Raw genomic sequence first — 13,411 nt, forward strand, 5'->3', positions numbered from 1 at the left:
TCAAAGGGGGCGCTGAACAACCAAGTCTCAGCTCCGCGCTCAGCCCGGGGCACGCGGGCTAAGCACTGGCTGCCATCTCCAGCAGGCGCGCCTTGGGCACCAGAACCGTCACGGAGCCCAGGCTGCGCCAACCGAGCTTGTAATACAGCCGCTGCCCGTCGGTACTGGCCAGTATCAGCCCCGTGGTGACCGGATATTCCTGGGCCCTGGCGGCCAGCGTCCTGATAAGCAACATGCCGTAGCCGCGGCGCCGGTGCAGTGCATGAGTTTCCAGCTGATCAAAAACGGCATAGTCGCCAAAAATACCCACCTTCCCGGTGGCCAGAATGGTTTGCCCACGAAGAATCGCTGCGGAAAAACGGGCTTGGCATGCCGTATCGCTGTGTTTGCCACCAATTTTCTTGACCACAAGTGACAACTCGGGGTCCCCGAGGAAGGGATCCTGATTGTCCTGGGTTTCCATGGCCAGGATCATCAACTTTTCCGAGTTGGAAATCATCCCCAAACCGGCCCGATGGGCTTGTTTTACATAGCCGTGCACATCACTGCCAATGATGCACAGGGCCCGCCGGGGAGACCTGATAACTTCAGCGGCAACGGTGGCGAATGAAGCAGGATCGGGGGCGGCAACGAAGTACTCCCAGCCGCCCTTGCGGTCCAGCCGCAACGCTGCCAAGTAGCCTGGTCCAGCACTCGCCGGGTAGCTGCGCAGGGACGTCCAAGCGGTAAACCATGCAGCCAAATGTCGCTGCAGTTCCGTGGCACCATCCGTCATATGAACAGCCTATGCCCGCGGCCCGGGTGTGACGCTAAATCGGGGCCATTTGGTGGCACAAAGTAGGATTTAACATGTGTCAATGAACAAGATTGTGCTCTTTTACGGCTTTACCCCTCTTAGCGATCCAGAGGCCATCAAGCTCTGGCAGCGTGCCCTGTGCGAAAAGCTCAGCCTCAAGGGCCGGATCATCATCTCCAAGGACGGCATTAACGCCACTGTTGGAGGAGACATCAACGACCTCAAGCAGTACCTGAAAACCACCCGTGAGTACCCCGGATTCAGGAACATGGACATCAAATGGTCCGACGGCGCGGGAGACGACTTCCCCCGCCTGAGCGTAAAAGCACGCGAGGAAATAGTCAGTTTTGGCGCCCCCGGTGAACTCAAGGTCGATGAAAACGGTGTGGTGGGTGGTGGCACCCATCTCAAGCCCGAGGAGCTGCACGAACTCGTTGCGGACAAAGAGTCCAAGGGTGAAGAAGTGGTGTTCTTTGACGGACGCAACGCCTTTGAAGCCCAAATCGGCAAATTCAAGAACGCAATAGTCCCCGACGTCGACACCACCCACGACTTCATCAAGGAACTGGACTCCGGCAAGTACGACGACCTCAAGGACAAACCCGTGGTCACGTACTGCACCGGCGGCATCCGCTGCGAAGTGCTCAGCTCCCTCATGGTCAACCGCGGCTTCAAAGAGGTTTACCAGATGGACGGCGGCATTGTCCGCTACGGGGAAACCTTCAAGGACAAGGGCCTGTGGGAGGGTTCGCTCTACGTATTCGACAAGCGCATGCACATGGAATTCAGCGACGAGGCCAAGGAAATCGGCCACTGTATTCGTTGCAACAACCCCAGCAACAAGTTTGAAAACTGCTCAAACCCCAGCTGCCGCAACCTCAATCTTTACTGTGCCGACTGCGCCAGCGCCCCGGACACCCTGCAATGCCCGCAGGGCTGCACCGACTAACAAGCTCGACCGGCGGGCCGTCCGGGACTCGTTAAGCTGGGTACATGACTGATTTCGCCACCGTCCCCGACGCCCCTCGCAGCGACAAAGACGCTCTCCTTGAAGCTTTGGCCCGTGACCTCCTGGCCGTTGACTACACCGTGGATGGTGTGGCGGCGCTTCTGGGCGAGGACGCCCATCAAGCGCTGGGGCGCGACCAGACGGTGCCGGCGGCGCTGCTGCTGCGCACCAGCGCCGAGCCACTGGCCGTGGTGGTCCGGCTGTGGCTGCTGGCCCAGAGTGTTTCGCCGGAGGCGCTGACGCAGGCCCTTCCCAGCATTGATGTTGACTCCTTGGCCGCATTGGGATTGGTGGAGTCAGCGCACGATCAGGCCATGGTGCGTGCAGCCGTTGATCTGCGCCCCTATGGTTGGCCCGCAGCGACAGAGGGCGGGCAGGACACCAATCTGTGGGTGGCCAGCGATCTTGGCGCCCACCAGCGTCCCGGCGTTTTGCGCAAGGACCACGTTTTGGGTATCGGCCAGGCGTCCCTCACCCTGGCCCAGGGCACCATCCGCCGTGAGGTGGAGCGGGCATTGGATCTGGGGACGGGCTGCGGCATCCAACTTTTCCACCTGCTGCATCACGCTAAAACTGTTGTGGCGACTGACATTTCAGAACGGGCCCTGGCCTTCACCCGCTTTAACCTGGTCCTGAACGCGCCGGCGCTTGGGCTGACCAGCGCCGATTTTGACCCGGACAACAAGCAGGCGCGTGTCTCCTTGCGCTTGGGCAGTCTGCTGGACCCTGTGGCCGGTGAGCGTTTTGACCTGGTGGTTTCCAACCCGCCGTTCGTCATTACCCCGAGGCACGGAGGTGAAAACAGCAGTGATCAGTTCACCTATCGCGACGGCGGGATGGCTGGCGACGCCATTGTTGAAACATTGGTCCGGGAGCTGCCCACCGTCCTTAATCCCGGCGGCATGGCGCAGATGCTGGGCAATTGGGAGGTCGTGGCGCAGGAGTCCTCCGACGGCGGAGCGGGGGCAGCGTGGTCGGCCCGCCCTGCGCAGTGGCTGGCACCGGGCACAGAGGCCTGGTTCATTCAGCGTGAACAAATCAGCCCCGGCGGCTACGCCGAAACCTGGTTGCAGGACGCCTCACAGGGCCGCGATTCGCAGGCCTACGCCGACGCTTATGAGGAGTACCTGCTCGATTTCGCCTCCCGCAACGTCACGGGGATCGGCTTCGGCTACATCTTGCTGCGCCGGCCGGCAATCGAAGAGGCAGCTGCGGAGTCCACAGCGGAAACCCGCTGTGAAGAAATTCTGTACCCGATTGAACAGCCCGTGGGGCCGCATCTGGCCGCAGCCCTGGACCGCCAGCAGTGGTTGGCGCAGCATCCGGACATTGGCAATGAGTATCTCTTGGTGGCCGAGGATGTCACGGAGGAACGCCACCAAAAGCCCGGCGCCGAACACCCCGGCGTGATCTTGCTGCGCCAGGGTGCCGGCTTGCGCCGCACCAACCTCATGAGCACCGAATTGGCGGGGTTTGTCTCGGCGTGCGACGGCGATCTGAGCGTTGGGCAAATTGTCGGCGCCCTCGCTGTGCTGCTGGAACGCGACGACGAGGAATTTGCCCGCGGCCTCAGCCACGATGTCCGCAATCTGGTCCGGGACGGATTCCTCCTGCCTGCCTAATGTGCCCCGGCCTACCCCTCTCGGCTGAGTCGGCGGTCCAGCGCCGTGATTCTGGGCACCAGTGAACCGTGGCGGGCGGCGCTGCTGGGCCGCCCGCTCGCTGAGGCGCTGCCCTTCGCTGCGGCAGAATCTTGGGGCCAGAGGTCCTACAAGCCCGCTCCGATTGCCCTTGCCAGGGGAAGAACGGTGGCTGCGGTCGGGCAACAAATTTCGGACTCAGTTTCCCAAGCAATACGCGTTCACGGTAAAAATATGGTGAACTAGGCTCTTGAGGACGCCGTTCGTCCCCCTTTCCTTCCCTGTAGGAGTACCGTGCCCACCAAGGCAGCAGCAAGCAAGCCCAAGACTGGCAAAAAGCTCGTAATCGTAGAGTCCCCTGCCAAAAGCAAGACCATCGCCAAGTACCTTGGTGAGGGTTTCGTCGTCGAAGCTTCCATCGGTCATATCCGTGACTTGCCGCAGCCTTCGGAGCTTCCGGCGGAACTGAAGAAGTCCTCGATCGGCAAGTTCGCCGTCGATCTTGAGAACGATTTCAAGCCTTACTACGTCATCTCTTCGGATAAGAAGAAGAAGGTGGCCGAGCTCAAGGCGCAGCTCAAGGACGCCGATGAACTTTACCTCGCAACTGATGGGGATCGCGAGGGCGAGGCCATCGCGTGGCACCTGCTTGAGGTGCTCAAGCCCAAGGTGCCCGTGTACCGTATGACGTTTGCTGAAATCACCAAGGAATCGCTCCAGCGTGCCCTGGGCAACTTGCGCGAACTGGACACCGACCTGGTGGACGCCCAGGAAACCCGCCGCGTGGTGGACCGCTTGTTTGGTTACGAGCTGTCCCCGGTGCTGTGGCGCAAGGTTGCCCCGAAGCTTTCCGCCGGCCGTGTGCAGTCAGTGGTGACCCGCATGGTGGTGGAGCGTGAGCGTGAGCGCATGGCGTTCCGTTCGGCCAACTACTGGGACCTGGCCGGGACTTTTACCCCTGAAACGGGCGAAACCTTCAGCGCCAAGTTGGCTGCCGTGGATGGCCGCCGTGTGGCCTCGGGCCGCGACTTCAACGACAAGGGCGAGCTGACCGGCAAGAACGTCACTCACCTGGACGAGATTGCTGCCAAGGCCCTCGCCACCGCTTTGCAGGACGTGGCATTTGCCGTCCGCTCGGTGGAGCACAAGCCGTATACGCGCCGCCCCGCCCCGCCGTTTACGACGTCGACCCTTCAGCAGGAAGCCGGCCGAAAACTGCGCTTCTCCTCCAAATCGACCATGTCAACCGCCCAGCGACTGTACGAAAACGGTTACATCACGTATATGCGTACCGATTCATCCTCGCTGAGCGATGAAGCCGTCAACGCAGCCCGGCGCCAGGCCTCGGAGCTGTACGGCCCCGAATTTGTGCCCGCGGCCAAGCGCGTTTACGCCAATAAGAGCTCCAACGCCCAGGAAGCCCACGAGGCCATCCGCCCCGCCGGTGACTCCTTCCGCACCCCAGCACAGGTGGCCAGCGCACTGCGCGGCGACGAATTCAAGCTGTACGAACTGATCTGGAAGCGAACTGTCGCCTCCCAGATGGCTGACGCCAAGGGTTCCACTGCCACCATCAAATTGGGCGCCAAGGCTGTTGGTGGCGCCGCTGACGGCCAAGACGCCGAATTCTCGGCCTCCGGTACCGTCATCACCTTTCGGGGCTTCCTGGCCGCGTATGAGGAAGGCCGGGATGAGTCCCGCAACGACTCCGATGACTCGGACCGCCGCCTGCCTAACGTCAAGGAAAACGATGCCCTGAGCGCCGCGGACGTCACGGCCAACGGCCACGACACCTCCCCGCCGCCGCGTTTCACCGAAGCGTCCCTGACCAAGGAAATGGAAGAGCGCGACATTGGCCGCCCGTCCACGTACGCCTCCACCTTGTCCACCATCATGGACCGCGGCTACGTTCGCAAACAGGGCTCTGCCCTGGTTCCGAGCTGGATTGCGTTCTCCGTGGTGCGCCTGCTGGAACTGCACTTCACCGACTACGTGGACTATGAGTTCACGGCCGGCATGGAAACGGGTCTGGATAAGATCGCCAATGGTCAGGACAAGGGTTCGGAGTGGCTCAAGCGCTTCTACTTCGGCGACGACCACGACGCAGGCCTGCAGAGCATTGTGAACAACCTGGGCGAGATTGATGCCCGCGAGATCAACTCGATGCCCATCACCGACACGTTGGTGCTGCGCGTTGGCAAGTTTGGTCCGTACTTGGAGAGCACAGTTCCCACTGTGGATCCCAAGACCGGGGAAATTATTGAGGCAGCCCGCGCCAACGTCCCCGAGGACTTGGCTCCCGACGAGCTAACGCCCGCCAAGGCGCAGGAACTCATGGACACAGCAGCACCCGAGGAACGCGTACTGGGTGTTGACCCCACCAGCGGTCACACAGTGGTTTCCAAGAACGGCCGCTACGGCGCGTACGTCACCGAGGTCATCCCGGAAATGACCGAAGAGCAGATCGCCAACCAGCCGATCGAGTACTACAAGAACGGCAAGCCGAAGCCGCCGAAGAAGCCCGTCAAGGCCAAGCCGCGCACCGGTTCCTTGTTCAAGACCATGACTGTGGACACTGTCACGCTGGATGAGGCGCTGGCCATCATGAGCCTGCCTCGCGTGCTGGGCACCGACGCCGAGGGTGTTGAGATTACGGTTCAGAACGGCCGATTTGGCCCTTACCTGAAGAAGGGTTCGGACTCCCGTTCCATCGGTACTGAGGAAGAAATTTTCACCATCACGCCGGAGCAGGCGCTGGAAATTTACTCTCAGCCCAAGCAGCGTGGCGCCCGCACGGCCGTACCGCCGCTCGCTGAGTTTGGTGAGGACCCCGTCTCCGGGAAGAACATTGTGGTCAAGGAAGGCCGCTTTGGCCCCTACATCACTGACGGTGTCACCAACATCACTGTTCCGCGTGGAACTGAGGTGGAGCAGTTGACCCGGGAAACCGCCATTGAGCTGCTCGCCGACAAGCGTGAGCGCGGGCCCGTCAAGCGAACCGCCAAGGCGCCTGCCAAGAAGCCTGCGGCGAAAGCACCGGCCAAGAAAAAGGCACCCGCTAAAAAGTAGCTATACCGCACCATTTAACAGCCCCGAACACCACCCGGTGTTTGGGGCTGTTGGCGTTTGCCGAGGTGCATACGGTGACGCTACACTTTCGAAAATGTTTGAAAATGTGCGAATGCCTAGAAATGAGATCGGTAACATATGGATTTTCGCCAATGAGACCCGTAACATAGCTCACGTAGCCCATTCACTGTGCGCCCCATCACATCATGTGGTGGTGAGCTTCACGGCATGGCGTTGCTGCCCACCAAGACCATTCCAGCTTTCACGGGGAGATATGAAAATTCGCCATCGTACCGGCCGTAGAGCCGTTGTTGCCGCGCTAACCGCGGCCGCACTGACCCTAGCTTCCGCCGCCGTAGCATTGCCAGGCGCCAACGCAGTTGTTGCGCCCGCACTTGCCCCGGCCGTGCTGGCAGTTGCTGCACCGTCCGGAGCAGTCCCGCTGACACCGGCCGGAGCGCCGCAAACCATCCCCGGACTGACCACCTGGACATCCGCCACCGGCCAGTTCACCTTGGGGGCCGGTGCCAAGGTGATCGGTGCCGACGCCACGCTGACGGGCGAACTTGCCGCGCAGCTCACGGCCGTGCTGGGGCGCACCGTCACAACTGGCACCACCGGAGCCATTGCCGGTGATATTGAAGTCGCCGTGGATGCCAACCGCAGTGCGGCGCTGGGTGAAGAAGGCTACGAGCTCACGGTGGGCAACACCATCAAGGTCACCGGGGCCAAGGCCGCGGGCGCCTTTTACGGCGCCCAGACCATCCTGCAGCTGCTGACCCAGGGCAATACTGTCAACAAGGGCAGCTCCATTGATGTCCCGCAGTACGCCGAACGCGGCGTTGGCCTGTGCGCCTGCCAGATGAACATCTCCATGGAGTCGTTGGAACGCACCATGAAGGACATGGCCTACAACAAGCTGAACCAATTGTGGCTGGAAACCAAGCTCAAGTCCGACGCCTACCCCAAGGCGAACTTCTGGTCCTACTACACCAAGGCCGAGGCTGCGCAGATTGCCGCGTGGGCCAAAAAGTATCACATTGAGTTGGTTCTTGAAGTGAACTCTCCCGGGCACATGCGTCCGTGGCTCTACAACTACCCCGAGCTGCAGCTGGTCAACAATGGCGGGAACAAGAAGGAAAACCAGCTCGACATCAGCAAGCCCGAGGCCTTCACCATGGTCACCAAGCTGGCCGACGAGTACGCTGCAGCGTTCCCGGATCAGCCTTACTGGCACATGGGTGGCGACGAATACATGATGGGCGACAGCTACGCCAACTATCCGCAGTTTGCGGCCTTCGTTGCGGCCAACCCTGCAATCTTCCCGGCCGGTTCAGGACCCGGAGACGTGTTCATCTGGTTCATGAACAAGGTCAACGCCCACGTCAAGGCCCAGGGCAAGAAGCTGCGCATTTGGAATGACGGCGTCCCGGCGTCCAGCACCATCCCGCTGGATAAGGACATTGTGGTGGAGCACTGGTACAACGCCGGTGGCACCCCCAAGCCCCAAGCCCTGCTCGATGCCGGCCATGATGTGCAAAACTCCGCCCAGGCACTCTACTTCAACCGCCCCGGCGCCTACAACGTGAATCTGAACAACCTGTGGAACTCAGGCTGGACCCCTAAGACCTTCGACGGCGGCACCACTGTGACCGACGTTCCCGGCAAGGGCAAGGTCATTGGCGCCAAACTTACAGCCTGGCCCGATGACACAGCCGCTGCCACCGAATCCATGGTTGAAGAGCAGCTCTTCGCCACCACCCGCTTCCTGGCCCAGGCCACGTGGGGCGGCCCCAAGCCCACAGCCGACTTCGCCAAGTTCAGCACGCTGACCAACAACCTGGGTCGTGTACCCGGCTATGACAGCTATGACAGGACTCCCGTAGGCAACGGCGGATACACGCTTTCCACAGCCGGCAAGTCAGTCAACGTCAGCGGAGCAGGCGTGAGCGTAGCTACCGCAGCCGGTGAGACCTGGATGCTTGAAGCAACCACTGACCACTACTACAAGCTGACAGCGTCCAACGGCAAGTGCCTGGCCATGGCTGGCGGGGTGCTCTGGCTCGGAGCCCCCATGCAGCAGGACCTGGCGCCGTCGTTGTCCGACTGCACCACGGCTAACCGCAACGTGAACAACCTGCAAAAGTGGGAAGTCATCAAGGTTGGCAACGGTTACAAGATCCGCAACGCCATCACCCAGATGCCGCTGAGCGTCAATGCAGCAGGAGCACTGACACAGCAGGCCGCCGACGTCCTCGCAGCCAGCGTCTTCACGCTGACAGGCGAAGTCTCCACCACCGTCACGGCTCCGGCCCGCGCAGTGGCCGGATCGCCTGCCACCATCACAGTTGCTGTGGACAACCGGACAGCCACCAACATCACAGCTGCCGTTGTCACCCCGGCGCCTCTTGCTGGCTGGACCATTTCCCCGGCGTCGTTCCCCGTGGGCGATGTTGCCGCCGGAACTGCTAAAACGGCAACGTTCACGGCAACGCCGTCGGCAGGAACAGCCTTTGGAAACTTTACTGTCTCCGCATCCACGACCTACAAGGTTGGTGCTGAATCACGCGTCAGCAACTCAAGCGCCTCAGGCTTGCTGACCTGCTCGGCTGCCCCTCTGCGCCCCGTTGGTGCAGTGGTTGACAACTTCAACAACGCCGGAGGCGAAATCACCCCCGGTTCCAACGCCATTGACGGCAACCCCAACACCTTCTGGGGAACAGCCTGGACGCCTTCCAACGCGCCCTTGCCGCACACCATCAAGGTCGACCTTGGCAAGGAGATGAGCATTTGCGCCATCAACGCACTGCCACGCCAGGGCACATCCTCGGGCGCCATCAACGGCCGCATCAAGGACTACGAGATCTACGTCAGCAATACCGCGGCTGAAGTGGGAACAAAGGTTGCCTCGGGAACCTTCGCAAATGTCTCCACCATGCAGACAGTCCTTTTGGCTGCTCCCGCCAAGGGCCAGTTCGTGACCGTCAAGGCCCTGTCCGAGCAGTCGGGCCAGCCGTGGACCTCCCTGGCTGAGTTGACTGTTGACGCGGCTGACTCGACTGTGGTTCCCACCACCGCTCCGGCGACAACGGCTCCCGCCACGACCGCTCCGGCGACAACGGCTCCTGCCACGACGGCTCCGGCAACAACGGCTCCAGCCACGACGGCTCCGGCCACGACGGCTCCGGCCACGACCGCTCCGGCGACAACGGCGCCGGCCACGACGGCTCCGGCGACAACGGCTCCTGCCACGACGGCTCCGGCGACAACGGCTCCGGCCACGACCGCTCCGGCGACAACGGCTCCTGCCACGACCGCTCCGGCGACGACGGCTCCAGCCACGACGGCTCCGGCAACGACTGCACCGCCTGCCTCTGTTGAGGCAGACGATGTTCAGCAGGGCCAGGCGCTGACCTTCACCGGTTCAGGCTTCCTGCCCGGCGAGAAGGTCAGCGGAACCGTTCACAGCGATCCCGTGGATCTGGGTGTGAGCGTGGCTGATGCCAGCGGCAACGTTTCCTTCACCTGGAATGTGCCAGCCAACTTCGCTGTGGGCGAGCACACGGTTACGCTCAGCGGCGAAACGTCCAAGCGTGTGGTTGAGGCAGTCTTCACTGTCCTGGCCAGCGCCGCAGCAACCACCGTCACTGGTGGAGCAACGAGTTCCACCGCTGCAACGTCGTCGGACTCTGCCAAGGACGGTCTGGCCAACACAGGCACCAGCGCCACAGCTTTGTGGGGCGGCGCTGCACTGATGGCTCTGCTTGGTGCAGTTGTTCTCATGAGCAACCGACGCCGTGCGGGAATGCATAAGTAAACCGCGCAGCGCTTAGAGGCGCAGCGTCTCACGGCACGGGCCGTTCGATGGGTAAGGCAAATCAACCATTGCCTTATCCATCGGGCGGCCTTTGCGCTGCCCCGGCACGACGGGTTGCCAGCCGGGACAGGTCAAGGCGGTTGGTGGCACCGCTCTTGCGCAACAAATTGGAGATGTGTGAACTGACGGTTTTCTCACTGATGACCAGCGCCTGCGCAATTTCGCTGTAGGTGCGCCCCGCAATGACGTAACCAAGAATTTCCCGTTCGCGCGGGGTCAAATCCGGCCATTGGCCAGAGATGTCCGGCACTGCAGGCGTTGTGGTGTCGATGCGGGCCCTGGCCGCAAGGTCGGCCAGCTGCTCCTTGAGGGGGGTGGCCTGCAGCTCCACTGCCAGGTCAAGTCCGCGGCGCAGCAGCGCAGCCGCCTCTGTCCGGTGCGCATGGGCGTGAAGCAGCAGTGCCTCCGCGCCACGCCAACAGGCGTAGGTCTCTTCCCAGCGGAAGGAAACCAGATGCAGGGCGTCGGCGGCGTCCCGCCATGTCCGCGCATAGTTGCCACCGTCCTTGGCGCGGCCCACCTCGGCGTCGTAGAGCAGGTTGAGGGCCGCCAACTGGTGCTGGTACTCCTCGGAGGTGTCCCCAGCCTCCTGCAGGACCTGCGGGAATCGCTGCACCAATCCATTGAGCAAGGCAAGATGCCGGGCAGGGGGCAAACCCTCGTCCCGGTCCCGGCTCACCAGATCGGCAAGGGCGCGGGCAGCCAGGGGAATCAACCACTCACACATGGTTGGTTGCATCCCGGCAGCCGTGGCGCCGTCCAAGGCAGCCGCATAGGCGGCGGCGGGCTTTCCCGCAGCGAGGCACACCTCGGCCCGGGTGGCGTCAAAGCCCAAGTTCAGGAACTCCGCCTTAGCAGCGTAGAGCTCGTCGGCGCGTGCCAAGTGCGCCTCCGCCTCGGCGGTCCGGCCCTGCAAAGCGGCTAGGCGGGCCCCCGTGAGTCGGGAGTCGACGTCGGCCATCACCCCGGGATCGGATCCATGGGCCGCTCGAAGCGCCTCTGCGCACTCCCTCCACCGGCCGATCACCAGGTAGCTGCTGGCCTCGTCCGCAGCCAATTTGGCAACGTAGGCGTGCGGCGCGCCCAGGGCCAGCAGTTGCGCCCTGCCCGCACGCATGAGGTCGGCATAGCGCTGGCTGGTCCAGCTTGCTGTGGCGTTTGCCCGCCAGAGCGTGGCATGGACATAGGCCCAAAAATCCCGGGACTGCGCGGCCGCAGTCACGGCTTGCCCGGCAAGTTCCTGGCAGTCCTGTGCCCGGTCGTCGTCCAGGGCGGCCATGGCGTTCGCCGTCAGGGCGTAGCTCAGGGCCCGGGGATGGTTGGCGGCCACGGCCACTTTGAGCGCTTCACCGGCCTGTTCCGCGGCGCCGGGGGAGCCGTGCCACAGGCCAGCATGAGCGGATTCGGCCAGTGCCAGGGCGTACTGCCAGCTGTCGGGGGCCACGGCGGCCAGGCGCACGGCCGCGCGCGTGTCCTCAAGATCCATAAACGCCCGCCCGGTGGCGTGGCGCAGCAGCGTGCGGCGCACCAAGAGTTCGGCCGCGTCCAAGGGGCGGGCGCCGCCGTCGATCAAGGCCAGAAGGGCTTCCACGGCCTCCAATTCCTCGGTCTGGGCACCTGATTCCGCTGTCGCTGTGCGCAGTCTGGACCACAAGTCCTCAAAAGTTTCTGAGGCGTCCGGCAGCTGGACGCGCAAGGTGAGTGCGCGCCGGAGCAGGCGCACCATCTCGGCGGTCCCGCCAGCGTTTCCCGCGGCCGTTGCTGCACGGAGCGCCCACACATAGGCCTCCTGCACATGGCCGGCAAAGTGGTGGTGCTCGGCCAACGCGGCGAGGTCTTGAAAATCGGGCTCATGCGCGCCCGCCAGTGAGTCCTCGTGGAGGGCCGCAAACGCCGCATGCCAGTGCTTGCGGGCGTCGCCGTCCAGCCGCTGGAGCAAGGCCTCGGCAATGAGGGGATGGTGGAACCACCAATGTGTGGCGTCCGGCCCGCAGTCCAAGATGCCAGCATTGGAGCCCTCGTGCAGCAGGGGCAGTGCGGCAGGAGTGCCATCCTTGGCGGCCATGACGGCGTCAAGATCCCTGGCGCGAAGGGGCCTGCCGGCGACTGCCAAGAGTTGAGTGAGCGCCTGGGCGGGCGGTGAGAGGAGCGTCCACGAACGCAGGAGGGCTGCCTTGAGGTCGTCCGGCAGTCCGGCCGGCAGATGGCGGGAATCGGGTTGCACACCTGCTACCACCAGCTTGTTGAGGTAGGCATTTCCGGCCGTGTGGGTGAAGACTTCCTGCACCAGGCTCTGGTGCGGCGGTGCCCCCAGCAACCCGGCCAGCTGCACACCAGTGTCGATCCGGTCCAACGGTCCCAACGCCAGCCAGACCACCCGGGGCAGGCGGCGGATATCTGCCAGCCAGCGAACCAGGGGATGCCCGTCCCCGAGCTCGCCGTTGCGCACAGTGGCGATGATGGCTAGGCGCCGGTCGGACGGACCTGCGATGAGATACATCAGCACATCCAGGGTGCTCACATCCGCCCAATGCAGGTCATCAATGACCAACGCCACGGGCCGGCGCGCGCAGACGTCCTCAAGCCACGCGTCAATCATGACGGGGACGTCGGGGCGGGATGCTCCGGAAACACCGTGCAGGAGATGCGCCACGCCGTCCATGCCGGGCGCGTTGCGGAAAGCTGAACGGAGGGCCAGAAAAGGAACCGTCATGGAAGCCAAGGGCAGGGCGGCGCCGGTAAAGATCCACGGCGCGGATCCTGTGGTGCGGCAGGCCTGCTGCACCAGGACGGTCTTTCCCACGCCGGCATCGCCGGTGACCAGCAACGTGCCCGATTCCCCCGTTGACGCGGCGTCCAAAAACGCCGTGATGGCAGCCAGCTCCGTGGCCCGACCAACGAGCCCTTCCCCGAGCGCAGCTGCGGTTCCGTTCACCTCCCCAGTTTCGCACTTCCGGCACGCCGTGTCTCAAGAATCTGAGGATGGGACGTGACTTTTTCAGCGGCTACCACTGATGTGC

The 13,411-nt window shown here is 63.1% G+C and carries 6 protein-coding genes; 4 read left to right on the plus strand and 2 right to left on the minus strand.

The window, feature by feature from the left end; genetic code table 11:
* Positions 1-58: 58 nt before the first annotated feature.
* The gene (locus CVS27_RS00885; RefSeq protein ID WP_103463857.1) at positions 59-775 is read right to left on the minus strand and encodes a GNAT family N-acetyltransferase; all 717 of its coding nucleotides are present in this window, start codon (positions 773-775) and stop codon (positions 59-61) included.
* A gap of 76 nt (positions 776-851) precedes the next feature.
* Here CVS27_RS00885 and trhO point away from each other — a divergent pair, with 76 nt between their 5' ends.
* From trhO to CVS27_RS00905, 4 genes are all read left to right on the plus strand, one after another.
* Complete coding sequence (trhO, locus tag CVS27_RS00890; protein WP_103463858.1) at positions 852-1,745, plus strand: oxygen-dependent tRNA uridine(34) hydroxylase TrhO; 894 nt, start codon at positions 852-854, stop codon at positions 1,743-1,745.
* Between the two features lie 44 nt (positions 1,746-1,789).
* Entirely contained in the window at positions 1,790-3,427 is a 1,638-nt protein-coding gene (locus CVS27_RS00895; RefSeq protein WP_103463859.1) for a DUF7059 domain-containing protein, read from the plus strand.
* Between the two features lie 312 nt (positions 3,428-3,739).
* Entirely contained in the window at positions 3,740-6,514 is a 2,775-nt protein-coding gene (gene topA / locus CVS27_RS00900) for a type I DNA topoisomerase (RefSeq protein ID WP_103463860.1), read from the plus strand.
* A 274-nt stretch (positions 6,515-6,788) separates the two neighbouring features.
* The gene (locus CVS27_RS00905) at positions 6,789-10,331 is read left to right on the plus strand and encodes a family 20 glycosylhydrolase (RefSeq protein WP_165788226.1); all 3,543 of its coding nucleotides are present in this window, start codon (positions 6,789-6,791) and stop codon (positions 10,329-10,331) included.
* Positions 10,332-10,404: 73 nt separating this feature from the next.
* Here the strand turns inward: CVS27_RS00905 and CVS27_RS21440 are convergent, their stop codons facing one another.
* The gene (locus CVS27_RS21440) at positions 10,405-13,326 is read right to left on the minus strand and encodes an AAA family ATPase (protein ID WP_103463862.1); all 2,922 of its coding nucleotides are present in this window, start codon (positions 13,324-13,326) and stop codon (positions 10,405-10,407) included.
* Between the last annotated feature and the right edge of the window lie 85 nt (positions 13,327-13,411).

Origin of the sequence: Arthrobacter glacialis (genome assembly GCF_002909445.1) — a bacterium.
Classification (GTDB): domain Bacteria; phylum Actinomycetota; class Actinomycetes; order Actinomycetales; family Micrococcaceae; genus Specibacter; species Specibacter glacialis.

What these genes read in the sequence shown, in the direction of transcription:
- CVS27_RS00885 (WP_103463857.1), bottom strand. Translation starts at nt 775, where the DNA reads ATGACGGATGGTGCCACGGAACTGCAGCGACATTTGGCTGCATGGTTT.
- CVS27_RS00895 (WP_103463859.1), top strand. Translation starts at nt 1,790, where the DNA reads ATGACTGATTTCGCCACCGTCCCCGACGCCCCTCGCAGCGACAAAGAC.
- CVS27_RS00905 (WP_165788226.1), top strand. Translation starts at nt 6,789, where the DNA reads ATGAAAATTCGCCATCGTACCGGCCGTAGAGCCGTTGTTGCCGCGCTA.